The 25,035-nt window shown below is 68.8% G+C and carries 20 protein-coding genes, 1 tRNA gene and 1 riboswitch; of the genes, 9 read left to right on the forward strand and 12 right to left on the reverse strand.

From position 1 onward, the window contains the following. Position 1: 1 nt before the first annotated feature. The 3 genes from EPA99_RS02590 to olsF all read right to left on the reverse strand — a co-directional run bounded on the left by EPA99_RS02590 (position 2) and on the right by olsF (position 4,629). Positions 2-2,062 carry a hypothetical protein gene (locus EPA99_RS02590; protein WP_129469612.1) on the reverse strand — a complete coding sequence of 687 codons (2,061 nt, stop codon included), beginning with the start codon at positions 2,060-2,062 and terminating at the stop codon, positions 2-4. A gap of 75 nt (positions 2,063-2,137) precedes the next feature. Continuing rightward, positions 2,138-2,926, reverse strand: a complete 789-nt coding sequence (locus EPA99_RS02595; protein WP_129469613.1) for a UDP-2,3-diacylglucosamine diphosphatase — start codon at positions 2,924-2,926, stop codon at positions 2,138-2,140. Further along, positions 2,923-4,629 carry a bifunctional ornithine lipid synthase OlsF gene (gene olsF, locus EPA99_RS02600; protein ID WP_129469614.1) on the reverse strand — a complete coding sequence of 569 codons (1,707 nt, stop codon included), beginning with the start codon at positions 4,627-4,629 and terminating at the stop codon, positions 2,923-2,925. The genes EPA99_RS02595 and olsF overlap by 4 nt, the downstream gene beginning before the upstream one ends. Positions 4,630-4,835: 206 nt before the next feature. Between olsF and metK the strand changes: the two genes are divergently transcribed. Continuing rightward, positions 4,836-6,047: a methionine adenosyltransferase gene (gene metK, locus EPA99_RS02605; protein ID WP_129469615.1), complete on the forward strand. Its 1,212-nt coding sequence runs from the start codon at positions 4,836-4,838 to the stop codon at positions 6,045-6,047. Positions 6,048-6,157: 110 nt separating this feature from the next. On the opposite strand, the gene EPA99_RS02610 is transcribed toward metK, so the two are convergent. Further along, positions 6,158-6,850, reverse strand: a complete 693-nt coding sequence (locus EPA99_RS02610; RefSeq protein ID WP_129469616.1) for a YecA/YgfB family protein — start codon at positions 6,848-6,850, stop codon at positions 6,158-6,160. 185 nt (positions 6,851-7,035) lie between these two features. On the opposite strand from EPA99_RS02610, the gene EPA99_RS02615 reads away from it, so the two are divergent. From EPA99_RS02615 to EPA99_RS02625, 3 genes are all read left to right on the forward strand, one after another. Continuing rightward, positions 7,036-7,296, forward strand: a complete 261-nt coding sequence (locus tag EPA99_RS02615) for a hypothetical protein (protein WP_129469617.1) — start codon at positions 7,036-7,038, stop codon at positions 7,294-7,296. A gap of 49 nt (positions 7,297-7,345) precedes the next feature. Then, a complete protein-coding gene (locus tag EPA99_RS02620; protein ID WP_129469618.1) occupies positions 7,346-9,247 on the forward strand; it encodes an ATP-binding cassette domain-containing protein in 1,902 nt (633 codons plus the stop codon). Between the two features lie 215 nt (positions 9,248-9,462). Beyond that, complete coding sequence (locus EPA99_RS02625; protein ID WP_129469619.1) at positions 9,463-10,293, forward strand: aldo/keto reductase; 831 nt, start codon at positions 9,463-9,465, stop codon at positions 10,291-10,293. 100 nt (positions 10,294-10,393) lie between these two features. Here EPA99_RS02625 and ppc read toward each other — a convergent pair whose 3' ends face one another. After that, positions 10,394-13,126 carry a phosphoenolpyruvate carboxylase gene (gene ppc / locus EPA99_RS02630; RefSeq protein WP_129469620.1) on the reverse strand — a complete coding sequence of 911 codons (2,733 nt, stop codon included), beginning with the start codon at positions 13,124-13,126 and terminating at the stop codon, positions 10,394-10,396. 100 nt (positions 13,127-13,226) lie between these two features. Then, positions 13,227-13,318, forward strand: a riboswitch (S-adenosyl-L-homocysteine riboswitch). Positions 13,319-13,355: 37 nt separating this feature from the next. Between ppc and ahcY the strand changes: the two genes are divergently transcribed. Continuing rightward, entirely contained in the window at positions 13,356-14,798 is a 1,443-nt protein-coding gene (ahcY, locus tag EPA99_RS02635; RefSeq protein WP_129469621.1) for an adenosylhomocysteinase, read from the forward strand. A gap of 163 nt (positions 14,799-14,961) precedes the next feature. On the opposite strand, the gene EPA99_RS02640 is transcribed toward ahcY, so the two are convergent. Both EPA99_RS02640 and EPA99_RS02645 read right to left on the reverse strand, forming a co-directional pair. Continuing rightward, positions 14,962-15,531: a DUF3228 family protein gene (locus EPA99_RS02640; RefSeq protein ID WP_129469622.1), complete on the reverse strand. Its 570-nt coding sequence runs from the start codon at positions 15,529-15,531 to the stop codon at positions 14,962-14,964. Next, positions 15,528-16,448 (reverse strand): M14 family metallopeptidase, encoded by a 921-nt coding sequence (locus tag EPA99_RS02645; protein ID WP_129469623.1) that lies wholly within the window; start codon positions 16,446-16,448, stop codon positions 15,528-15,530. The genes EPA99_RS02640 and EPA99_RS02645 overlap by 4 nt, the downstream gene beginning before the upstream one ends. A gap of 386 nt (positions 16,449-16,834) precedes the next feature. On the opposite strand from EPA99_RS02645, the gene metF reads away from it, so the two are divergent. Further along, positions 16,835-17,659: a methylenetetrahydrofolate reductase [NAD(P)H] gene (gene metF / locus EPA99_RS02650; protein WP_129469624.1), complete on the forward strand. Its 825-nt coding sequence runs from the start codon at positions 16,835-16,837 to the stop codon at positions 17,657-17,659. A gap of 50 nt (positions 17,660-17,709) precedes the next feature. Next, complete coding sequence (locus tag EPA99_RS02655; RefSeq protein ID WP_241688230.1) at positions 17,710-18,297, forward strand: hypothetical protein; 588 nt, start codon at positions 17,710-17,712, stop codon at positions 18,295-18,297. Between the two features lie 9 nt (positions 18,298-18,306). Here EPA99_RS02655 and EPA99_RS02660 read toward each other — a convergent pair whose 3' ends face one another. The 5 genes from EPA99_RS02660 to EPA99_RS02680 all read right to left on the reverse strand — a co-directional run bounded on the left by EPA99_RS02660 (position 18,307) and on the right by EPA99_RS02680 (position 23,596). Continuing rightward, entirely contained in the window at positions 18,307-19,650 is a 1,344-nt protein-coding gene (locus tag EPA99_RS02660) for a sensor histidine kinase (protein WP_129469625.1), read from the reverse strand. Beyond that, complete coding sequence (locus EPA99_RS02665; protein WP_129469626.1) at positions 19,643-20,320, reverse strand: response regulator transcription factor; 678 nt, start codon at positions 20,318-20,320, stop codon at positions 19,643-19,645. Before EPA99_RS02665 ends, EPA99_RS02660 begins: the two co-directional genes overlap by 8 nt. Before the next feature lie 143 nt (positions 20,321-20,463). Further along, the gene (gene rimK / locus EPA99_RS02670) at positions 20,464-21,405 is read right to left on the reverse strand and encodes a 30S ribosomal protein S6--L-glutamate ligase (protein WP_129469627.1); all 942 of its coding nucleotides are present in this window, start codon (positions 21,403-21,405) and stop codon (positions 20,464-20,466) included. A gap of 65 nt (positions 21,406-21,470) precedes the next feature. Further along, positions 21,471-21,544, reverse strand: a tRNA-Gly gene (locus tag EPA99_RS02675). A gap of 264 nt (positions 21,545-21,808) precedes the next feature. Further along, on the reverse strand, positions 21,809-23,596 hold the full coding sequence (locus EPA99_RS02680) for an autotransporter outer membrane beta-barrel domain-containing protein (RefSeq protein ID WP_206733681.1): 1,788 nt from the start codon (positions 23,594-23,596) through the stop codon (positions 21,809-21,811). A gap of 217 nt (positions 23,597-23,813) precedes the next feature. Between EPA99_RS02680 and thiS the strand changes: the two genes are divergently transcribed. Together thiS and trmB are read left to right on the forward strand one after the other, a co-directional pair. Then, complete coding sequence (gene thiS / locus EPA99_RS02685) at positions 23,814-24,014, forward strand: sulfur carrier protein ThiS (protein WP_129469629.1); 201 nt, start codon at positions 23,814-23,816, stop codon at positions 24,012-24,014. Positions 24,015-24,208: 194 nt separating this feature from the next. After that, positions 24,209-24,967 (forward strand): tRNA (guanosine(46)-N7)-methyltransferase TrmB, encoded by a 759-nt coding sequence (trmB, locus tag EPA99_RS02690; RefSeq protein WP_129469630.1) that lies wholly within the window; start codon positions 24,209-24,211, stop codon positions 24,965-24,967. Positions 24,968-25,035: the final 68 nt, after the last annotated feature.

Here is a 25,035-nt window from a genome sequence, read left to right on the forward strand (position 1 = left end):
CTCATTCCATCCAGGGATTGCGTGCCGGCTTCCAGTCCGCCGGCAGCTTGCCGTCGGCGGTGGACGCCATCAGCCCTTCGAGCTGGCGGCCGACCGGGTCGCCGGGCGGCAGGTACTTCACGCCGCCGGACCAGGCCCGGCGCGCGCGCGAAACGTCTCCCAGACGCGCCCAGGCATTGCCGCTTTCCACCGCACAACCCACGGCGAAGGGCATCAGCTTGAGGATCTCGTCGCAGCGCGCGGCGACCTTGCCCCAGTTTGGATGCGGATTCTTGTAGACCTCATCGAGGATGTGCCGGACCATGCCGCGCGCATGCAGGCGCGCATCGTCCATGCGCCCGACCCAGATGCCGGCCGTGCCGATGCGCTGCACCAGCCGCAGGTTGCGCAGCATCTGCTTGGGGTCGTAGTCGTACTCCGGCTCGGGGATGGTCGCGCCCATGCCCATCACGAACACGCCGCCGTAGTGGCCGCCGACATTGGTGTCGTCCAACCCTTCGGCGAAGCGACGCAACGGCACGTGCTCGGCCTTGGCCCACTCGGGCTGGCTGATGTAGCTGTTGTAGATGGGAATCTCGCGCGCGATGTAGGGCTGCAAGGCCGCGCCGATCTCCGGCAGGCGCTGGCCAAGGTCCACGCCCTCGTCGCTGAAGTTGGCGAAGCCGCGCGCGGTACCGCCGGCCGGCTCGCTCCAGTACTCCCACAGGCGCGGCTCGCCGATCGTCATGGCCAGCGCGATCGCCGCCGGTGCGGCCGCCAGCGGCAGCAGCCAGCGCCGCCGCGCCGACAGCGACACGCGCCAGGCCAGCACGCCGGCCAGGGTGGCCAGTGGCAGGTACAGCGGCAGGGCGTGGCGGATGCCGCCCCAGGTGCCGTTGGAGGCCAGCAAGGCGCCCAGATGGGCGATGGCCAGCGCGGCCATCGTCGCCAGCAGCAGGCGCTGGCCGCGCTGCAGCGGCGCGCGCCACAACGCCAGCAGGCCGCCGGCCACCGCCAGCCACAGCGCGAGCGGCAGCTTGGCCGCCAGCATGGCCGGCCAGAAGAACCACGGCGCGGCATGCTTGTACTTGACCCCGAACAGCCAGAAGTTGTCCTGCCCGCGCCCTTCCACGCCGGTGCGCAAGGTGTCGGCCAGCCCCCACAGGTAGGGCCGCGGCAGCAGGTGCGCGCGATCGACCGCATGCAGCACCGTGCGCTGCAGCGGCGAGGACAGGTCGTCGATCTTGGCCTCGAAGGGCTTGTTGAACGGGTCGGTGCCCTGGGCGGTGGCGTGGTACTGGAACCCGTAGCAGGCCCACAGCACCGCCACCGCCAGCAGCACCGCGGCGGCCAGCCGACCCAGCCGGGCGGGGACTGCTGGCGCGGGCGTCGTTGCCCGGCGCGGCCACAACGCCAACCCCAGCAACAGCGCGCCGATCCCGATCAATCCGGGCAGGGCCGAGTGCTTGGCCGCCAGGGCCAGGCCGGCGGCGATACCGAACGCCACCGCCGCGCTCCATCGCCAGCGCGTGGCCAGCCAGGCCGCGGTGGCCGCGGCCAGCCCGAGCGCCAGCGTCAGCGGTAGGTCGGTCATCAGCACCGGCAGGTGCGCGCCGATGGTCGGGTCCACCGCCAGGAACGCAAGCATCCCCAGCGCCCACCAGGCGCCGGCCACGCGCCAGACCACTGCGGTCAACAGGCCGAGCAGGAGCAGGTTCAAAGCGAACATGCCGTGCCGGATCGCCGCCTGGGTCTGCGCCGGCGGGTTGTCCAGGAAGGCCATGGTCTGCACGAACACGCGCTCGTCGTCCTTCTCGCGCAGGACGCGCAGCGGCGGGGCGACCACGTCCGCCGGTGCCCACAGCCCCACCCAGCGCTTGGCCAGGGGCGGATGCTCCGGATTGAGCCGGTAGTCGCCCTGGCGCTGGTAGTAGACGCCGGCGGCATAGTGGTAGGGCTCGTCGATGGTCAGGCCATCGCGGGCGGTACCGGCCATGCTGCGTATCAACAGCAGCGCCAGCAGGGCCAGCGCCAGCAGCACCAGCAGGGGTCTGGAAAAACGGGCACGTCGGTCCTTGTCCATGTCACGACATACGCCGCGCGCAGGAGCGACCGGCCAGGGGTCATGGACTCCGATCTGGCCAGTTGGATCAGCCGCTCAGGCGGCCAGCGCCGGCGCCTTGACCAGGCGCAGGCGCGGCGGCACCTCGGCCAGCACCTCGCCCCGGTGCGAGACCAGCTGCAGGGTGCCGTCGGCGGTCTCCCACAGCGCGGTCAGGCTCTCGACCCAGTCGCCATCGTTGGCATAGATCAGCTGGCCCTCGCGCTTGAGCGCGGCGCGGTGGATGTGGCCGCAGACGATGCCATCCAGCCCGCGCTTGCGCACGTCCTCGAAGCAGGCGCCGACGAAGCGCGCGATATAGCGCTCGGCCGCCGCGCTCCTCTTCTTCAGATAGTCCGACAGCGACCAGTAGCGCAGGCCCAGGCGCCGGCGCGCCTGGTTGACCACGCGGTTGCCGGTGAGGATGCGGTAGTACAGCCAGTCGCCGAAGCGCTCCTGCAGCCCGCCGAAATGGGTGATGGCATCGAAATCGTCGCCGTGGGTGACCAGCAGGCGGCGGCCATCGGCCGTGGTGTGGATCAGCCGCCGGCGCACCTGCATGGCCGGCAGCAGCAGTCCGCAGAAGCGGCGCGCGGCGCGGTCGTGGTTGCCCGGCACGTAGATCAGCTCGGTCCCGCTGCGGGCCAGCGCGTGCAGCGCTTCGACCACGCGCTGGTGGGCCGCATCCCAGCGCGCGCGGCGCTGCGCCATCCACCACAGGTCGACGATGTCGCCCACCAGGTACAGCCGCCGGCACTGCAGGCCTTCCAGGAACGTGGCGAACTCGGCCGCATGGCAGTGCGCCGAGCCCAGGTGCACATCGGACACGAACACGGCGCGCTTCATGCCGGCATCTCCTCACGCGCCGCCGGCTTGAGGTAGCGCTTGCGCTTGCGCGGCTGCATGCGCTGCAGGTCGACTTCGATCAGGCCATCGACCGAGTCGCTGAAATCCGGATCCACGCCGAAGGCCAGGAAGCGCACCCCACCCGGCTCGCACAGCTCGGTGTACTGCCGATACAGCATGGGCACGCGCGCGCCCAGGGCCTCCAGGTTGTCGCGCAGCACCGCGAAGGCGGATTCGGCATCCAGCGCCTGCCACTGGCCCGGGCGCGGTGCCGGATCGAACGGACGATGCGCGGTGGCGCCACAGCTGCCGTAGAAGGTGCGGTAGTAGTCGACGATCTGCTCGCGCGCAGGCGCCGGGATGGCCGCGCTGATGGACACCGCGCCGAACAGGTAGCGCACCTGCGGCTGCCCGGCCAGGTAGGCGCCGATGCCCTGCCACAGGTAGTCGATGCTGCGGCTGCCCCAGTACGCCGGGGACACGAACGAGCGCCCCAGCTCCATGCCCTGCGCCAGGCGGGCCCGCGTGGGCGCGTCGTAGTCGAACAGCGAGGCGGTGTACAGCGCGCCGATGTCCTGCCCCGGCGGCAGGGCGTCGCCACGGGCCAGGCGGTAGGCGCCAGCGAGCTGGCGGCGCTGCTGATCCCACAGCACGATGTGCTCGTACCAGGCATCAAAGGCATCCAGGTCGCGCGCCTTGCCGCTGCCCTCGCCCACCGCGCGGAAGGTGATCTCGCGCAGGCGGCCGATGTCCTGCATCAGCGCCGAGTCCGGCGCCAGGCGTCCGCAGCGGATCTCCATGCCATCGCTGGTGCGGCCCAGCAGCGTCAGCTGGCGCACGTCCTGGGCGATGCGCGCCACCGCGCCCGCCGGCGCCACCGGCACCGGCACGGCGCTCAGCAGCGCATCGCGCCGGTCCAGCGCGTAGACCGCGCGGCGGACGCGCCGTGCGGCCTGGGGGTCCGATTCGTCCTGGCGCAGCTGCAGCGGCTGTCCCACGCACAGCTCCATGCGCTGGCGTGGGCGCGGCAGCATCTCGCGCGGCAGCAGGGCGGTGCCGACCGGCTTGAACATCGCCGAGGCGCCATAGAACAGCGCCGAATTCCGCGCGCGGATACGCACCGGCACGATGGACGCGCCGCTGCGGCGGGCAAAGCGCAGGAAGCCGCGCTGCCAGCGGCCATCGCGGATGCCGTGCGGGCGCAGCCGCGAGACCTCGCCGGCGGGAAACACGATCACGCAGCGCTCCTGCTCCAGCGCCTGCTCCACCGCGCGCACGCTGCCGGGGGTGATGCTGCCGCCGAGGATGCGCACCGGCAGCAGCAGCTGCCGCAGCGGCGCGATCTGCGCCAACAAGTCGTTGGCCACGATGCGCGCGTCCGGCCGTTGCTGCAGCACCCAGTGCAGCAGCGCCAGCGCATCGCGCGCGCCGGAGGGGTGATTGGCCACCACCAGCAACCGCCCCTGCGCCGGCAGCGGCGCGCCCGGCCCGGCCTGCACGCGGTAGTCCAGTTGCAGGAAACTGCGCGCCGCTTCCAGGAAGGCCATGCCGTGCAGTCCTTCGCTGCGCTCCAGGAACTCCAGCGTCTCCTGCAGCCGCGACCAGCGGCTCCAGCGCTGCAGCAGCGGCCGCGTCAGCCGCGCCGAGCGGCCGCTGAACCAGCGGGGGTAACGTGCTGCGATGCTGTCTTCCAGAGAGCGCATGGCCTGGTCCCGGCGGCGGTGTCTGGACGCGCAGGGTCGGGCCGAAGCACGTCACCGGTGTTGCGAAATTGCGGCATGCAGGTGACACCGGCGCCGGCGGCCGTGTTAACGAGGGTGCAACCTGCCGGAGCGGAGAATGCGCAGGGCGGCGTCGCCGTGTATCATGCGCGCCCATCTTTTCATCCGAATCAAAGGATATAAGCCGAATGTCCAGCTACCTGTTCACTTCCGAATCGGTCTCCGAAGGCCATCCGGACAAGATCGCCGACCAGATTTCCGATGCGGTCCTGGACGCGATCCTCGCGCAGGACAAGCGCGCCCGCGTGGCCTGCGAGACGCTGGTCAAGACCGGCGTGGCGATCGTGGCCGGCGAAGTGACCACCAGCGCCTGGATCGACCTGGAAGCGCTGACCCGCAAGGTCATCCTGGACATCGGCTACAACAGCTCGGACGTCGGCTTCGACGGCGAGACCTGCGGCGTGCTCAACCTGATCGGCAAGCAGTCCCCGGACATCAACCAGGGCGTGGACCGCAAGAAGCCGGAAGAACAGGGCGCGGGCGACCAGGGCCTGATGTTCGGCTATGCCACCAAGGAAACCGACAGCTACATGCCGGCGGCGATCCATCTCTCGCACCGTCTGGTCGAGCGCCAGGCGCAGATCCGCAAGAAGAAGAACTCGGCGCTGTCCTGGCTGCGTCCGGACGCCAAGTCGCAGGTCACCCTGCGCTATGAGGACGGCCAGGCCACCGCCATCGACGCGGTGGTGCTGTCCACCCAGCACGATCCGGGCATCAAGCAGAAGGACCTAATCGAGGCGGTGCGCGAGGAGATCATCCGTCCGGTGCTGCCGGCCAAGTGGCTGCACAAGGGCACCAAGTTCCACATCAACCCGACCGGCAAGTTCATCATCGGCGGACCGGTGGGCGACTGCGGCCTGACCGGCCGCAAGATCATCGTGGACACCTACGGCGGCTGGGCCCGTCATGGCGGCGGCGCGTTCTCCGGCAAGGACCCGTCCAAGGTCGACCGCTCGGCCGCCTACGCGGCGCGCTACGTGGCCAAGAACGTGGTCGCCGCCGGCCTCGCCGACCGCTGCGAGGTGCAGGTGTCCTACGCCATCGGCGTGGCCGAGCCGACCTCGATCTCGGTCACCACCTTCGGCACCGGCAAGATTCCGGACGAGAAGATCGAAAAGCTGATCCGCAAGCACTTCGACCTGCGCCCGTACGGCATCATCCAGATGCTGGACCTGATCCACCCGATGTACCAGCCGACCGCGTCCTACGGCCACTTCGGCCGCAAGCCGAAGGAGTTCACCTACACCGACGGGGCGGGCAATGCGCACACCGCCACTGCCTTCTCGTGGGAAAAGACCGACAAGGCCGAGGCGCTGCGCGCCGATGCCAAGCTGAAGTAACTCGGCCTCCGCGCTGGAACGAAAAAAGGACCCCTCGGGTCCTTTTTTCGTTTGCGGCGCAGACCCGGTGCGTGGTCCGCGCACGCGCGGACAGCGCGCGCAGCCAAGCGCTAGTGCAGGCGCTGCCCGCCCTCGTGCCCCTGCAGCCGCCGCAGGTGGAGATCGTGCAGCATGCCCGGCAGCTCGATGACCAGCTGCATGCGCTCTTCCAGCATGAGGACCTGATCGGCCTCCATCTCCATCTGTGCGGCGTGCTCGGCATCGAGGACCGACAGGGTCAGCACCATGGACATGTCGTCCAGGAAGTCCTCATCGCCCGCCAACCAGGCCTGCCAGGCTTCGCCGCGCAAGGACACGCCCTGGAGAAAGCCCGTCGCCCAGGCCACGCCCAGCGGGAAATCCTCGGGAATGCCGGCAAGCGGATCCTCACCGTCCTGGTCATCGTCCGTTTCCGGCATCAACAGCAGCGGCATCAGCTCGGCCCGCACGCTGGTGCCCTGGCCGTCTTCGGCTTCTTCCTCGGGCGGCTGTCCCACGCGCCAGCGGATGTGGTGCCACAACTGCATGACGAGCTCGGTCCGGGCCTGCGCATGCTCCGGGTCCTCGGCTTGCGCCTGGCCCCAGACCAGCGGCAGGAACTCGCCGGGCATGACAGGCTCTGGCCCCACCGCCAGCGCCGAGAGATAGCCATCGACCATCTCCAGCGTCATGCCACCTTCCGGCACCACCTGCTCCAGCAGCAGCGTCTCCAGACGCTCGAGCGCCGCATCCGCCATCGGGCCCTGTTCCACTTCGATGTTCACCTGACACTTCTCCCGATCTGCAAGACGGATGCTTCAAACACGGCCGCTATGATAGGCCTCCTGCAGGTCAAGACTTCGCTCACCTCGTGGGGCCCCTGCACCGCGGCGTCCGCCTGGCCTGTGTTGTTCCGCCTGTTGCACGATCGCGTCCCGTCCTCACCGCACTGCTGCCAAGGAGCCCGGTCATGAAAATCGCCCTGTGTCTGAGCCTGCTGGTCATCGCGCTCAATGCGATCGCCACCTGGCGCGTGCTGCGCTCGCCGTTGCTCTCGCCGGCGCAGACCACCTTGCAGCTGGCCCTGGTGTGGCTGCTGCCGGTGCTGGGGGCGGTGCTGTGCCTGGCTTTCGCCGCCTCTGTGGCCAGCGAGGAAGCCCGCACCCGCCAGCGCGATCGTCCCGAAGCGCCGGGCGATGAATTCCGCACGCCTGGCGATTCGGCCCCCTGACAGCCAACGCGGCGCCCGGCCGACGCGGCCGGCCGGCTACAATGGCCGCATGTCTCTCCTCCAGATCCAGCGCGTCGACTACAGCGTCGGCGGACCGCTGCTGCTCGAACACGTCGATCTTTCGATCGAATCCAACGAACGCGTGTGCATCGTCGGCCGCAACGGCGCCGGCAAGTCCACCCTGATGAAGCTGATCGCCGGCGAGCTGCAGGCCGACGACGGCGAGATCCGCGTGCAATCGGGCATCGTCATCGCGCGCATGGCCCAGGAAGTGCCGCCGGACACCAGCGGCAGCATCTTCGACGTGGTCGCCCAGGGGCTGGGCGCGCTGGGCAAGCTGCTGGCCGATTACCACCATGCGCTCAACGCTGGCGACATGGACGCCATGGGCCGTGCGCAGAGCGAGATCGAAGCCAACCACGCCTGGGACCTGGACCGACGCGTGCAGGCCACGCTGGACCGGCTGGAACTGGATGGCGAGTCGGATTTCGCCGGCCTGTCCGGCGGCATGAAGCGCCGGGTGCTGCTGGCCCAGGCGCTGGTGCGCAAGCCGGACATCCTGCTGCTGGACGAGCCGACCAACCACCTGGACATCGAGGCCATCGACTGGCTCGAAGGGTTCCTCAAGTCCTTCGAAGGCAGCCTGATCTTCGTCACCCACGACCGCAGCTTCCTGCGCAACCTGGCCACGCGCATCGTCGAGATCGACCGCGGCCAGGTCACCAGCTGGCCGGGCGACTACGACAACTACCTGCGCCGGCGCGAGGAGCGCCTGCATGCGCAGGCGCAGGAGAATGCGCGCTTCGACAAGCTGCTGGCACAGGAAGAAGTGTGGATTCGGCAGGGCATCAAGGCCCGGCGCACCCGCAACGAAGGCCGCGTCACCGCGCTCAAGGCTATGCGCCGCGAGCGCGCCGCGCGCCGCGAGCTGACCGGCAACGTGCGCATGGAGACCTCCAATGCACAGGCCTCTGGCAAGAAGGTCATCAGTGCCGAGCACATCACGCAGGCCTACGCCGGGCGCACCCTGCTGGACGATGTCAGCGTCAACATCATGCGCGGCGACCGCGTCGGCATCATCGGCCCCAACGGGTCGGGCAAGTCGACCCTGCTGAAGATCCTGCTGGGCGAGTTGGTGCCGCAGCAGGGCACGGTGGAGCTGGGCACCAGTCTGCAGATCGCCTATTTCGACCAGCACCGCAGCCAGCTGGACGAGTCGCGCAACGCGCTGGAGAACGTCGCCCAGGGCACGGACTTCGTGGAGATCAACGGCAGCCGCAAGCACATCATCGGCTACCTGCAGGATTTCCTGTTCTCGCCCGAACGCGCGCGCGCGCCGATCACGCGCCTGTCCGGCGGCGAGCGCAACCGCCTGCTGTTGGCCAAGCTGTTCGCCCAGCCCTCCAACCTGCTGGTGATGGACGAACCGACCAACGACCTGGACGTGGAGACGCTGGAGCTGCTGGAAGAGCTGCTGGCCGACTACAAGGGCACGCTGCTGCTGGTCAGCCACGACCGCGACTTCATCGACAACGTGGTCACCAGCACCCTGGTGCTGGAAGGCGAGGGCCGCGTGGGCGACTACGTGGGCGGCTACAACGACTGGCTGCGCCAGCGCCCGCGCGGCAAGGCCGGCTTCGACAGCCAGGCCCGGCAGACCGACCGTACCGTGACCGAACAGGTCATCGCTGCCAACTCCGCGGCGGCGGCGGCCCCGCCCGCGGCGGCTGCAAAGAAGAAGCTCAGCTTCAAGGACCAGCGCGAGCTGGAACAGCTGCCGGGCAGGATCGAGCAGCTGGAGACCGACATCGCCAAGCGCACCGCGGCGATGGGCGAGCCGGCCTTCTTCCAGCAGGACGCCGCGGCGATCGTGGCGGCCAACGAAGCGCTGGCGGCGTTGAACGTGCAGCTGGAGGCGGCCTACGCCCGCTGGAGCGAGCTGGACGGCTGATCCTCGGCCAGGCCGCCACGGGACCTCGCCACGCGCGCGTCCCGCGGCGCTTCGAGCGCCTGGACAGGCTCGCTGCCCGGCCAACGGCATCGCGCCAGGCCTGGCCCATGCGCGCAACATTGTGTTGCAGCCGCACCCGTGGCGTTTGGCGCGATCCGAACGCGTCAGGGCGTAGGCTGCCTGCCTGTTTTCCTGTCGCACCGAGGACCTACCGCATGTCATCCATTCCTACCCTTCCCCTCCTCGACGGCCGTCGCATCCCGCAGTTCGGGCTGGGCGTCTGGCAGACCCCGGCGGAGGAAACCGCGCGCGTGGTCGGCGAGGCCTTCAAGCTGGGCTATCGACACATCGATACCGCCGCGATCTACCAGAACGAGGAAGGCGTCGGCCGCGCCATCGCCGAGTCGGGCCTGGCGCGCGATGAGCTGTTCATCACCACCAAGCTGTGGAACGCCGACCAGGGCCACGACAGCACGCTCAAGGCGCTGGACCGCAGCCTGTCCAAGCTGCAGCTGGACTACGTGGACCTGTACCTGATCCACTGGCCCTGCCCGGAAGACGGCAAGTTCGTCGACACCTGGAAGGCGATGATCCAGGCCCAGGCCGAGGGCAAGGTGCGCAGCATCGGCGTGTCCAACTTCCGCGTCGCCGACATCGAGCACCTGCTGGCCGAGACCGGGGTGATGCCGGTGGTCAACCAGATCGAGCTGCACCCGCTGCTGCAGCAGTCCGCGCTGCGCGACTACCACCACCAGCACGGCATCCTCACCGAATCCTGGAGCCCGCTGGCGCAGGGCGGCGACCTGCTCAAGGACCCCGGCCTGCAGGCCATCGGCCAGGCCCACGGCAAGAGCGCCGCCCAGGTCATCCTGCGCTGGCACGTGCAGCTGGGCCTGGTGGTGTTCCCCAAATCGGTGACGCCCGCGCGCATCAAGGAAAACGCCGAGATCTTCGACTTCGAACTCAGCGCCGAGGAGATGGCGCAGATCGGCAAGCTCGACGCCGGCACGCGGCTGGGGCCGGATCCTTCGACGCTACGCATTTGAGGGCGAGGAACGAGTGGAGAGGAACGAGGAACGAGTGGGCTGCCAGGATCCGTAGGCTCTCACTCGTTTCTCGTTCCTCGCTTCTCGTTTCTCGCCCCACTCACCCCGTATTCTGCACGCCCTGCGACACCCCGTTCACGCTGGCCACGAGCGCCCGCAGCAGCGCATCGTCCTCGCGTTCGGCGGCGCGCCAACGCTTGAGCAGGTCCACCTGCAGCAGGCTCATCGGGTCGATGTAGGGGTTGCGCAGGCGGATGGACAGCGCCAGGCGCTGGTCGTGCTGCAGCAGGGTCTCATTTCCCGACAGGGCCAGCAGCCAGCGTTGGGTTAGGGCGTGCTCGGCCTGGATGCGCGGAAAGAACCGCGCGTGCAGGTCCGGGCCGGCCAGCTGCGAGAACAGCTCGGCGATGTCCAGGTCGCCCTTGGCCAGCACCATGGCGATGTCGTCCCAGAAGGTGCGCACGAACGGCCAGTCCCGGCCCATCTCGCGCACCGCCTCGATGCCGAAGGCGTCCACCGCCGCGGCCAGGCCACTGCCCACGCCGTACCAACCCGGGATGGTCGAGCGCGCCTGGCTCCAGGCGAACACCCACGGGATGGCGCGCAGGTTGCTCAGCGCCGCGTCCTGCCCCAGGCGACGCGAGGGCCGCGAGCCCAGGGTCATGCGTTCGATCACGTCGATCGGCGTGGCCGCGCGGAAGTAGTCCATGAAGCCATCGGCGCCGACGAAATCCAGGTAGGCGCGGTTGCTGGCCTTGGACACGGTCTCCATGATCCGGCGCCACTGCGCCTCGCGCGGCTCGGCCGGGCGCGGGCGGATGCTGGAGACCATCACCGCCCCCAGCGACTGCTCCAGCGAGCGCACCGCCAGCGCGCGGATGCCGTACTTGCGGTGGATCACCTCGCCCTGCTCGGTCACGCGCAGGCGGCCGTCCACGCTGCCGCGCGGCGAGGCATCGACCGCGCGCGTGGTCTTGGTGCCGCCGCGACTGATCGAGCCGCCGCGGCCATGGAAGAAGGTCAGCTTGATGCCGAGCTGCTGGGCCGCCTCCAGCAGTTCCACCTGGCCGCGCTGCAGGCCCCAGCGCGAGGCGGTGGTGCCACCATCCTTGCCGCTGTCCGAATAGCCCAGCATCACCATCTGGGTATCGCCACGCGCGGCCAGGTGCTGGCGGTAGACCGGATCGGCGGCCAGGTCGCGCAGCACCTCCGGCCCGTGGCGCAGGTCATCGACCGTCTCGAACAGCGGGGCGATGTCCAGCGGCACCTGGCCCTTCTCGTCCACCAGGCCGCCCCGGCGCGCCAGGGCGAGCACGGTCAGCACGTCGGCACGGCTGTGGGCCATGGAGATGATGTAGCTGCCCAGCGCGTCGGCACCGTGGCGCGCGCGCGCATCGGCCAGCGCGGCGAACACCGCATCCAGGCGCGCATTGACCTCCTCCTCCGAGCTGGGCAGGACCTGCTCGCCCGAGGCATAGGGCTGCAGTGCGCTGGCGCGTTCGGCCGCCTCCTGCTGCGCCGGCTCGGCCTGGCCCAGCGCCTGGGCCACGGCGCCCGCATGCACGCTCGACTCCTGGCGCACGTCCAGCCGCGCCAGGTGGAAGCCGAAGGTGCGCAGGCGCCACAGCAGGCGCCGCACCGCGAACCAGCCCGCGTGCTGGCCCTTGTTGGCCGCCAGGCTGTCCAGGATCAGCTGCAGGTCCTGGGCGAACTCCTCCGGCGATGCGTAGCTGCCCGGCGCGTCCTCCAGCGTGGCGCGCAGGCGCGCGCGCATCAGGTCGTTGAGCAGGCGGTAGGGCATGTCGCCATGGCGCGGGCGCGAACGCTTGGCCGCTTCGGGCAGCTCGGCCTGGTACTGCTGCAGGCGCGCCAGCAAGGCATCGCTGACGCTCACCAGCGTGGTGGACTGGCTGAGCAGGCTGGCCAGCTGCCACAGCTCCTTGAGGTAGCGCTCCAGCACCGCGCGACGTTGCGCGTCCAGGGTGGCCTTGATGGTGCTGGCATCGACATTGGGGTTGCCGTCCATGTCCCCGCCCACCCAGGTGCCGAAGCGCAGCACGCGCGGCAGCTCCGGTGCGCTGCCGTAGACCTCCACGAAGGCGTGCTCGAGCGACTCGTAGAACACCGGCACCACGCGGTAGAGCACCTCGGTGAGATAGAAGCCCACGTGCTCGCGCTCGTCGGCCACGGTCGGGCGCACCGGCGAGGAATCAGCGGTCTGCCAGGCCGCGGTCAGCGCCATCCTGAAGCGCGCCGCGTCGGTAGCCGCCTCGCCCGGCGTGCGCCCGCCGTCCAGGCCATTGACTAGGCTGGCGACCATCATGTGTTCCTTCTCCAGCAACGCGCGCCGCACCGCTTCGGTCGGATGCGCGGTGAACACCGGCTCCAGGTCAATGCGCGAGAGCCACTGGGTCGCCTCGTCCAGTCCCACGCCCTGCTCCTTGAGCTTGAGCAGGCTGGCCTGCAGGCCTTCGGGCTGGGGCGCATCGCCCTGGCGCTGGTAGTCGCGACGGCGGCGGATGCGGTGGACCCGCTCGGCGATGTTGACCACCTGGAAGTAGGCGCTGAAGGCGCGGATCAGCGCCTCGGCCTCTTCCGGCGGCATCCCCGCCAGGGTCCGCGCCAGGTTTTCGGTGGTCTGGCCCTGCTGCCGGCGGGCGATGGCGGCGGTGCGGATCGTCTCGATCTGCGCCAGGAAGGTCTCGGACACCTGCTCGGCCAGCATGTCGCCGACCAGCGCGCCCAGCCGGCGCACGTCGTCGCGCAGCGGCAGGTCCGGGGTGGCGAATTCAGAGATCGGCGAAGATGCCGACACAGTTGCAGATGAACTCATCTTCAGCGCCACACTTTGCCGTTTGCGAGGGGACGCCAAGCCTACTGCAAAGGCAGGCGTGTTCATCGCTCGACTTTGGTGGCGGCGATATACTGCGCGCTTCGCCGAGGGGCGCTGCGACCCGAACCGTGCCATGGCATGGGTGCCGGGCCAGGCTCGGCGATGTCTTCTTCGCAACGGCGCCCGGCAACCGCGAGCTTCCACGCCCGCCCTTGACCGGAGCATCCGCATGAATGCGCAACTGAAAACCTTCTCCACCGAAGGCGACTACAAAGTCGCCGACATCTCCCTGGCCGACTGGGGCCGCAAAGAGCTGGACATCGCCGAGCACGAGATGCCCGGCCTGATGTCGATCCGCCGCAAGTACCAGGCCTCCGCGCCGCTCAAGGGCGTGCGCGTGACCGGCTCGCTGCACATGACCATCCAGACCGCAGTGCTGATCGAGACGCTGAAGGACATCGGCGCCGACGTGCGCTGGGCCTCGTGCAACATCTTCTCCACCCAGGACCACGCCGCCGCCGCGATTGCCGCCAGCGGCACGCCGGTGTTCGCCTGGAAGGGCGAGACGCTGGAGGAGTACTGGGACTGCACACTGGACGCACTGACCTTCACCCTGCCCGACGGCACCCTGACCGGCCCGGAGCTGGTGGTGGACGACGGCGGCGATGTCACCCTGCTGATTCACAAGGGCTACGAGCTGGAAAACGGCAGCAAGTGGGTCGATGAGCCGGCCAGCTCGCACGAGGAAGGCGTGATCAAGGCCCTGCTCAAGCGCGTGGCCGTCGAGCGCCCCGGCTACTGGACGCGCGTGGTCGCCGACTGGAAGGGCGTGTCCGAGGAGACCACCACCGGCGTGCACCGCCTTTACCAGATCGCCGAGGCCGGCAAGCTGCTGGTGCCGGCGATCAACGTCAACGACTCGGTCACCAAGTCCAAGTTCGACAACCTCTACGGCTGCCGCGAGTCGCTGGCCGATGGCCTCAAGCGCGCCATGGACGTGATGCTGGCCGGCAAGGTCGCGGTGGTCTGCGGCTACGGCGATGTCGGCAAGGGTTCGGCGCATTCGCTGCGCGCCTATGGCGCCCGCGTGATCGTCACCGAGATCGACCCGATCTGCGCGCTGCAGGCGGCGATGGAGGGCTTTGAGGTCAACACCGTCGAGGACAGCCTGGGCCAGGCCGACATCTACGTCACCACCACCGGCAACAAGGACATCATCACCCTTGACCACATGAAGGCCATGAAGGACCAGGCCATCGTGTGCAACATCGGCCACTTCGACAACGAGATCCAGGTCGATGCGCTGTATGCCTCCGGCGCCGAGCGCATCAACATCAAGCCGCAGGTGGACAAGTTCGTGTTCCCCAACGGCAACGCGATCTTCCTGCTGGCCGAAGGCCGCCTGGTCAACCTCGGCTGCGCCACCGGCCACCCGAGCTTCGTGATGTCCAACTCCTTCGCCAACCAGACCCTGGCGCAGATCGACCTGTGGGCCAACAAGGACGTCTACGAGAAGACCGTCTATCGCCTGCCTAAGCAGCTGGACGAAGAGGTCGCCCGCCTGCACCTGGAGAAGATCGGCGTGAAGCTGACCAAGCTCACCACCCAGCAGGCCGATTACCTGGGCGTGCCGGTGGAAGGCCCGTACAAGCCGGACCACTACCGCTACTGATCGATCGGCAGTTCATCGCCATGCTGCAAGGAAACGGGCGCCGAAGGGCGCCCGTTTCTTTTCATGTCCTGCATTCGCGCAAACCTGTCAGTCCATACACTGCCGACAGCGCTGGCGGACAAGGGCATCATGAGTAACGCCCAGAGCGTGAGGCGCACGCGTTTTACGGCCGCCAGTTGGCGTTGGCGTCCCAGAAAGCCACCGCGCGTCGATACGCCTGCCGATCCAGCGCCACGCCCGAGCCGCCCTCCTCCACGCCCAGCGCGTTACGCAGCATGGTGATGGGCGCCATCGGGATTTCCTCGGGCTCGGCGGTGTACAGACAGCCCACCACGCCCCAGTCGGCCTCGATGGGCTCACCCTCTTTTTCCAGCTGCGCGCGGCTGTAGAGGATGGGCAGCAGGTAGTTGGCCACCGGCGCCTGCACGCCTTCGAACCAGCGCACCAGCACCGGCAGCTCGGCCGAACTGCGCGCCTCGTAGGCCGAGCGCAGCTGCTGGCGGTTGTCCGCGGTGATCGGCACGGTCAGGCAGCGCGTGGTGGTCCAGTTGCGGTGCACGTGCAACTTGCAGAACGGCGCGTAGCCATCGAGCACCTTCAACGGCGCGTGCTCGTTGAGGTGGCGTTCGAACTGTTCGGCCGTGCAGTCCTGGATGGTGTTACCGCGCGGCGTGCGCGGGAACAGGCGCGTGCGCGCGAAGGGCGTCAGCACGATCGAGGGTTGCTGGCTCATCCGTGGGCCAGGGCATAGTCGAGGGCCGCGCACACCGCCGCCACCTGCGCATCGTTGCACTGCTGCGGCGTGGCCCTGGGGCTGTCCGGATAGACCTCGGTCGTGGTCACGAAGCGTGACGCGGTGATCCCCGCGCACAGGCCCAGGCGCTTGACCGGATACTCGATCACTCCCGGAGCGACCACGGGCGAGCCGATGATCATCCCGTCCGCATCGGCCGGGGCGATGTGCGTCACCTCGGCCACGGCGGCGATGATGGCCTGCTGGAAGGCTGGCTGCGGGTTCTCGCTGTCGTCCACCAGATAGAAGCCATCGGGAATGCCATCGGGCTCGAACGGCTTGCCGTCGCGCGCACACAGCGCCGGGCGGAACTCGGACTCGTCGCTGTCGGTGGTTTCGTGCAGGTCGACATGCACCAGGCAGCGCTGGCGCAGCGGCTCGGTCAGCGCCCACAGCGCCGCCGATTCGCCCGCCGGGCTGTCCGCGCGGAAGGATCGGTTGGGATCGATGGCATCGGGATTCCAGCGATGGATGCGCTCGTAGCCCCACGGACTCACGCACGGCACCACCAGCAGGTTCACGCGCCCAGCGTAGTCCAGCGCGCGGGTGTGAAGGAACTGCAGCGCACCATGCACCCCGCTGGTCTCGTAGCCATGCACGCCGCCGGTCACCAGCGCGGTGGGCAGCGCGTCATCCCAGCCGCGGCTGCGCAGCGCATGCAGCGGATACCGCTCCTGCCCGTAGCTCAGCAGCCCGTACTGGCTGACATCGAAGTGCGCGCGCAGGCGATCGATCTCGCTCACCACCTGGTCCGCATAGCTGCGCTGGCGCGTCTGCCGCGCCAGCCACTGCGCCTTTTCCTGCACGCCCCAGGGCTGGCCGGGGGTACCGATGGGATAGAAGGGTTCCAGCGTCATCTGCTCACCTAGCGCGAGTCTTGAAAGGACACATTCTAAGAACCCGTCCACGACCTGTCGCAAACGTAGTCGGATGGCGTGCGTGCGGTGCAAACCCTCGGAGGATGTTCTTTTGTGGGAGCTGCTCTTGAGGGCTGCTTTTGGGAGCTGCTTTTTTGGGGGAGCGGCTTTAGCCGCGAAGAGGCTTTACCGGGAAAGCCCCTTCGCGGCTAAAGCCGCCCCCACAAGAATCGCTCCCATGTTGGCGAGCACGACCGAAAACCCGCCATCCACACATTCGCCGCCATCAACTTCGCTCGGGCCGGACCACTCGATGGCAGACGCATCCATATGCATCCATCGCGATGAAGCGATAGAATGCATCGCCAGCCACCGCCCAAGCCGTCATGACGTCCATCAGTTTCGAGTTCTATCCGCCCAAGACCGATGAGCAGCGCGCGCAGTTGGACCGTGCCGCGGACAAGCTGAAGAAGTACGCGCCGGAGTACGTGTCTTGCACCTTCGGCGCGGGCGGCTCCACGCTGAGCTACACCTCCGAGACCGTGCGCCATCTCAAGCAGCACCACGGTTTCGAGGCCGCCCCGCACCTGTCCTGCGTGGGCGGCAGCCGCGAGGAAATCCGCGAGCTGCTCAAGCTGTACCGCGCCATCGGCTGCCGGCGCATCGTCGCCCTGCGCGGCGACCTGCCCTCGGGCATGGGCCACCCCGGCGACCTGCGCTATGCCTCGGAGCTGATCAGCTTCATCCGCGCCGAGCACGGCGACGCCTTCCACCTGGAAGTGGGCGCCTACCCCGAGACCCATCCGCAGGCCAGCGACGCGCTCAGCGACTTGAAGCACTTCAAGGCCAAGGTCGATGCCGGGGCCAATGCCGCCATCACCCAGTACTTCTACAACCCCGATGCCTATTTCGGCTTCGTCGATGCGGTGCGCAAGCTGGGCGTGGAGATCCCGATCGTCCCCGGCATCATGCCGATCTCCAACTTCAGCCAGCTGCGGCGTTTTTCCGAGCAGTGCGGCGCGGAGATTCCGCGCTGGATCGCCAAGCGCATGACCGCCTACGGGGACGACGCCGCGGCCATCCGCGACTTCGGCGCCGACGTGGTGGCGCAGCTGTGCCAGCGGCTGATCGAAGGCGGCGCGCCGTCGCTGCACTTCTACACGCTCAACCTGGCCAAGCCGACCCAGCTGGTGCTCTCGCGCCTGGGTTGAACCGGATCGCCATGACGCGCGGCGGCACGCGGCTGCGCTAGGCTGCGCCCATGCGATTGCTCGTGTCGGCCGCCCTGCTCGGCGCTCCCCTGCTCATGCCTGCGTGCGCCGATGCGCAGACCGCGGGCGTGCAGCGCTGCATCACGCCCTCGGGGCAGACGGTGTACTCGGACAAGCGCTGCGAGGACCTCGGCGCGGTACAGCGCGTGCCGGACACCACGCGCCCGGACGCGCAGGCCGGGTCCTACTATCGCCGCGGCTGCTCGCGCACGCTCAGCGACCTGGTCTACCAGATCACCGCCGCCATCGATGCCCGGGACGTGAACCGGTTGGCGGGCCTGTACCTGTGGAACGGGGTCTCCGATGCCAGCGCCAACCGCATCCTGGACCGCATGGAGGCCATTGTGGAGCGGCCGCTGGTGGATATCCGCCCCATGCACCCGGCACCACCGCCGTTGACCAACCCCGATGGCAGCATCGCCGATGCCAACACCGATGGTTACTACCCACAGACCGCGCCGCCCGGCACGCGCCCGATCGGGCTGCGGCTGGAGCAGACCCTGCGCAACGGCAGCACGCCGGCCTCCACCGTGCTGGGGCTGCGCCGCAGCTACAACTGCTTCTGGATCACGCTCTAGCGCAGGGCCCTAGGGGCTGGCGGGATGGAACCGCAAGGTGGCCACCACCCCGCGCTCGACCCCAGGCCGCACGCCCACCTGCCAGCCATACAGCTCGCACAGGCGGCTGACGATGGACAGGCCGATGCCGCCGCCCTGCGAATGCCCGGCGTGGGTGCCGCGGTAGCCGCGCTGGAACAGCTTGGCCGCGTCCTCCTCGCTCAGTCCGGGGCCGGAATCGACCACCTCCACCGCATCGTCCAGCAGGCGCACCACCACCTTGCCTTCCTGCGTGTACTTGACCGCGTTGCCGATCAGATTGCCCAGCGCCACCGACAGCGCTGAATCGGGCGCATCGATCACCAGCCCGCGCTCGCCCTCCAGCACCAGCTCCAGTGGCTTGCCGCCGATCTGGGCGCGGTGCGAATCCAGCAGCTGCTCGGCGACCTTGGCCACATCGCTGGTGCCCTGCCCGCGCTCGTTGCGCGACAGCAGCAGCAGGGCGCCGATCAGGTCCGAGCACTGCTGCTCGGCACGCTGGATGCGCAGCAGGCGCTGGTGCACCTTTTCGTCCAGGTTGGGCCGGGTCAGCAGCAGCTCGGTGGCGCCGCGGATGACCGCCAGCGGCGTGCGCAGCTCGTGGCTGACGTCGGCATTGAACTCGCGGTCGCGCTGGACCACGTCGGTCAGGCGCATGGAATAGTCGTCCAGCGCCTTGGCCAGCTCACCGACCTCGTCCTCCGGGAACATCGGCGCCAGCTGCGTCGGGTTGCTGGAGCCGCGATAGGCACGCAGGCGCCCGGCCAGGTCCGACACCGGCCGCATCACCCGCGAGGCCGCCCACCAGCCCACCAGCAGCGACACCAGCGTGAACACCACCACCGTGGTGTAGACCGTGCGCTTGAACTGCACCTCGCCGCGTGCGACCTGGCTCATGTCATAGGCGATGTAGAACCACGCGTTGGGCGTCTTGCGCACGCCCAGCTTGTAGGAATACGGCTCCCCGTTATCGTCCACGCCGGACAGAGGATGGATGCCGTCTTCCAGCGCATACCAGTCCGGGCGTTCCTGCCGCAGCCGCTCGAAGTTCTCCGGCACGTACAGGAAGGCGCGCATCTGCTGGACCTGCACGTCCAGGTTGCCCTTGCCCGCGGTGGCCACATAGCTACGCCAGGACGCGTCGAGGTTCTTGTTCATCACATCCTCGACCAGCTGGCTCTCCACGCGCTGGCGCGCGGCGATCGAGGCATAAGCGAACAGTACCGTCAGGCACACGCCCAACAGTGCGAAGGAGGCGATGATGCGGGTCCGCAGGCGACGGCGGAAGCGTCGCCCCTTGGAAGACGCCCGCTGCGCGGGCGCCGCTTCAGGCATCGGGTGCGGCGATCCGGTAACCGATGCCGTGACGGGTCTGGATCAGCGGATTGCCGAAGGGCTTGTCCACCACCGAGCGCAGGCCATGGATGTGCACGCGCAGGGAATCCGAATCGGGCAGCTCCTCGCCCCACACCCGCGTCTCCAGCTCCTGGCGGGTGACCACGGCCGGGGCGGCCTCCATCAGCGCCTGGAGGATCTTCAGCGCGGTCGGGTTGAGCTGCAGCAGCTTGCCTTCGCGACGGACCTCGAGCGTATCCAGGTTGTATTCCAGATCGCCGACCTCCAGCACCCGCGTCTGCACGCCCTTGCCGCGACGCGACAGCGCGTTGAGGCGCACTTCCACTTCCTGCAGGGCGAACGGCTTGATCAGGTAGTCGTCGGCACCGGAATCGAAGCCGGCCAGCTTGTTGTCCAGGCTGTCGCGCGCGGTCAGCATCAGCACCGGCGTCTGCTTGCGCGCCTCGTTGCGCAGCTTGCGGCAGACTTCCAGACCGTCCATGCCGGGCAGGTTGAGATCAAGCACGATGGCATCGAAGTCGTGCACCACCGCCAGATGCAGGCCGGTCACGCCGTCGGCGGCGAAGTCCACGGTATGCCCGCGATCCTCGAGGTAGTCGCCAAGGTTGGCGGCGATGTCGCTGTTGTCTTCGATGACGAGAATTCGCATGAGGCTCCGATGACTTGCTTCATGCATCGGTCGCGCCTTGCGCGCAACGCCCGATGCCGGGATGGGAGGACGCTGGAATGACCCTGCATCTCGCAAGACGGCGGGGCATTCCAAGCCACTCCCCCCATGATGCCGGTCACAGCTTAACGGCAGGATTCTGGCACATGGTCGTGTGAATTCTTGCGAAGGCGCCTTGCGGCCGCGCCGGGCGCTGGGACCTTGGAAAGCAGCAGCGACATCATCGCATCGGCCACGTTGACCCCCGACACCGCCTCCACCCCCTCCAGCCCCGGGGTCGAATTGACTTCCAGCACCAGCGGGCCGCGGGAGGCACGGATCAGGTCCACCCCGGCAATGCCCAGGCCCAGCTGCCGGGCCGAGCGCACGGCCACGGCCTCCTCCTCTTCGGTCACCTGGCAGGGCGCGGCGGTGCCGCCGCGGTGCAGGTTGGAGCGGAAATCGCCCTCCGGCGCGGTCCGACGCATGGCCGCGACCACCCGGTCGCCGACCACCAGGCAGCGGATGTCCGAGCCCTGGGCTTCGCCGATGAACTCCTGGATCAGGAAGTTGGCGTAGAGCCCACGCAGCGCCTCCACCGCCCCGCGTGAGGCCGCCGGCTTCTCGGTCAGCAGCACGCCCGCCCCCTGCGCGCCTTCGGTTAGCTTGATTACGTGCGGGGTCGGCCCCAGCAGCGACAGCAGGTCGCTGGTGTCGTCGGGGTTGTCGCCAAACACCGTCACCGGCAGACCGATCCCGGCCGCGGCCAGCAGCTGGTGTGCGTGCAGCTTGTCGCGGGCGCGCAGGATCGCCTCGGACGGGTTCGGCGTGTAGGCCCCCATCAGCTCGAACTGGCGCAGCACCGCGGTGCCGTAGCGCGTGATCGAGGCGCCGATGCGCGGGATCACCGCATCGAAGCCGCTCAGCGGGCGGCCGCGGTAGTGCAGGGCGAAGCCGGTATTGTCGATGCGCATGTAGCAGCGCAGCGGGTCCAGCACGCGCACGGTCATGCCGCGGGCCCGTCCCGCCTCGACCAGGCGACGCGTGGAGTACAGCTTGCTGTTGCGCGAGAGGATGGCCAGCTTCATGCAGACGGGACCGCAGGTCCGGGGTGGCCGAAAGCGGCCATTGGACATCGGCCGTATGACAGGAATGGAGCGGGTGAAGGGAATCGAACCCTCGTCAGTAGCTTGGGAAGCTACAGCTCTACCATTGAGCTACACCCGCGAAGCTCGCGCAGTCTATGCGCCGGGCCGGTGGTTGCGCAAGAAAGCGGGGCGGCCAACTAGAGCATGCCGCGCTCGGCCGGTGCATCGCGCGCCGAGTAGACCGCCCGCATCATGAGATTCGAATAGCGGAAGGGGCCTCGCCCCCGACGCACCTCAACCGAAGCGCCGGGGCCGAGACTCCTCCCGCGACGCACATGCAACTCACTGGCTTGCAATACAGCCGCCCTGCCCGGCTGCAGCCGGGCAAGGATGGATCAGCCGCTCAGAAGCTGCCGCCAAAGTTCACGAACAGCGAGGTGTCGTGCGCACGCGACTGGCCGCTGGTGGTGGCGATGCCCAGGTTGCTGTCCAGGCCCCAGGCCTTGACCCGCGCGCCCAGCACCACCGAGGCGTAGTTGCGGTCGAAGTCGATGCCCGGCACGGCGTACTCGCCCAGCTCGGACATGGTCTGCAGCCACGCGGTGGCTTCCTGGTTCTTCTTGAACTCGTGGTCGTAGGTGGCCTGCAGGTACGGCTTGACCGCGCCGGCATCGATGCTGGCCTTCCAGCCAATGCGGCCGACCATCGACTCGACGTCGCGGTCGCTGAAGCCCAGCGCGCTGGAGTTGGGGTTGCTCTCGGTGTAGCCATCCAGCTTGACCTTCTGCCAGATCGCCGCGGCCACCGGGCCGTGCCTGAAGCTGCCCTGGCCGAACTCGTAGCCGCCCTGCAGTGCCGCGGTCAGGTTGCTGCCGTCCGGCGAGCCGGTGTGCTCGATGGTGGCCGGGCCAAGGTTGACCTTGCGGGTGACGTCGTAGCTCAGCCAGCTGTAGCTGACCTGGGCATTGATCCAGGCCTGCTCGCCATACCAGCCCGCGAATCCGCCCAGGGTGGAATCGTCCTGGCTGTAGTCGCCGCCGCGGTTGCCGAAGTCGGCGTCGGTGCGACCAAAGCCGCCAAAGCCGCCGAACACCCAGTCGCCCTGCGACCAGTCCACGCCGAACAGGCCGGCCGGGGCCAGGCCGTCGTACAGGTCGCCGTGCTGGTAGCGCTGCATGTCGCCACGCAGGTTGCCCCACCAGCGCACGCCTTCGGCGTCCGGGCGGCCATCGACGTGCCAGGCGACCTGGTCGGCGCGCGAGCGGCCGACCATCTGCGCCGAATGGGTCAGGATCTGCTGGGTGCGCGGCCCCTCCAGGATCGACAAGGTGTACTGCGCCAGCAGCTCGTGGGTGCGACCGGTGGGGTGCACGCCATCGGCGAAGACATAGGTGTCGGCCGCATCGGGGCTGACGTAGCTGGTCGGGTTGCAGGTCAGCGACTGCGCGGTGATCTGCGGCTGGCAGGCGGTGCCGCTAACGTTGGTGAAGCCATAGGTCCCCGGATTGGCCACCACTTCCTGCAGCAGGTGGAAGGTATCGACCGGGATCACCCGCAGCCCGGCGCTCTGCAGGCCGGAGAACAGCGCGGTGTTGTAGGCCGTGGCCAGGGCGGTGCCCTGGGCCATCGCCGCCGCGCCACCGGCGCGGAAGCGCGGGGTGATGCCGACGTCGGGCAGGTTGCTGACCATCACGTAGCGCGCGCCAGCGTTCTGCAGGCTGGCGACGATGCCCACTTCGGCAGCCACGGCACTGCCGATGGTGGTCTGCACCGGCGCACCGGCGGCGATGGCGAACAGGTCGTTGGCCCCGCCCCACACCGAGTACAGCGCATTCGGGTCGGCCTTGCCGCCGTTGGCCGCCAGGTAGTTGCTCGTCTGGGTGGCCAGCGAGGGCGCCACGCCCAGGGCGCTGGGATTGGCCACGCCGACACGGGCGTTGCCGGCGGCATAGTTGTCGCCCACCTGGCCATTGCCGTTGGCGGCGGCGTTGGTACCGTAGTAGTCGGCCACGTACTGCGCCCACACCCAGTCCGGGTTGGTGGTGAACTGGCCGGTCACCGCCTGCACCGAGGCCGGCAGCAGCGGACGGTAATAACCGGCGTCGGTGAGGCTGTCGCCGAAGAACACGGTGCGGCTGAAGGTGGACTGCGCCGTGGCCGAACCGGCGGCCAGGGACAGCGCCAGGCTCAGGGCCGACAGGGCGAAACGCGAGGGACGTTGCATGGTGACTCCAGGAGGAAGACAGAAAGCGGAGACAAGGCCGTGGCCTCGGGAACATTGACCCGGGCGACGGTGGAACCAGCCATACGCAGCCGGACGGTGGATATGGTTTCACCCGCGCCGGGGCGGGCTCACGCTGCGCTGCATCATGACGGATCGTGGATGCGCCGTGTCGCAGGATGCGGCCATGGACATCACACTCAACGGCGAATCCCGGACCCTGCCCGGCCCCTGCACCGTGGCCGAACTGCTCGCCCAGGAGCACATCGCCGGGCACCGCGTCGCGGTGGAGGTCAACGGTGAGGTGGTGACCGAAGCGCAGTGCGCCTCGCGCGCCCTCGCTCCAGGCGATGAAGTCGAGGTCATCCACGCCCTGGGGGGTCCGTAGCACGGTGTCGAGCGTGCCGCCTGGGCACCGCTTTGGGTGATAATCCTGTTCATGGCATCCCCCGCACCACAAGGCCCGCTGCACCGCGCGGGCGCACCCGCATCGTCCTGCCCGTTTCGTGGCGCTTTCCCTTTCTGGTCGTCACCGGCCCCCGGCCTCCCTGGCCAGGCAGGTATGGCCCACGGGTGTGTCCAATGACCGACCCCTTCTCCAGCCCCGGCGCCAAGACGCCGCCCAAGCCCTTCACCGTCACCGAAGGGCGCCGCGAGATCCGCAGCTTCGTCCTGCGCCAGGGCCGCTTTACCGAAGCCCAGCAACGCGCCTTCGACGTGCAGTGGCCCAAGTTTGGACTGGACTACAGCGGCCAGCCGCGCGACTTCGATGCGGTCTTCGGCCGCACCGCGCCGCTGGTGCTGGAGATCGGCACGGGTAATGGCGAAGCCCTGTGCCATGCCGCCCGGCAGGATCCCGCGCGCAACTACATCGGGATCGAAGTCCATGCCCCGGGCGTGGGCCGGCTGCTCAATGCGCTCGATAGCGAGGGCAGCGCGCATGTGCGCGTCTACCACCACGATGCGGTGGAAGTGCTGCGCAACGAGGTCGCCGATGGTGCGTTGGACGAGGTCCGCATCTACTTCCCCGACCCCTGGCACAAGAAGCGCCACAACAAGCGACGCCTGATCCAGCCGGACTTCGCCGCCCTGCTGGTGCGCAAGCTGCGCCCCGGTGGCCGCCTGCACTGCGCCACCGACTGGGAGGCCTACGCCGAGCACATGTGGGACGTGCTGGATGCCACGCCCGGCCTGCGCAACCGCGCCGGTGCGCGCGGCAGCGTGCCGCGTCCGGACTGGCGTCCGCAGACCCATTTCGAGACCCGCGGGCAGAAGCTGGGCCATGGGGTGTGGGATCTGCTGTATGACAAGACGGGATTGGGGAGTAGGGATTCGGGATGAAAAGCGAGTACACCGCCCTGAGGACGGCGCGTTTCGATGACGGCTCAGCGCGGCGGGCAGCACTGAAG

The sequence above is a fragment of the Pseudoxanthomonas composti genome (assembly GCF_004122095.1).
Taxonomy (GTDB): Bacteria; Pseudomonadota; Gammaproteobacteria; order Xanthomonadales; family Xanthomonadaceae; genus Pseudoxanthomonas_A; species Pseudoxanthomonas_A composti.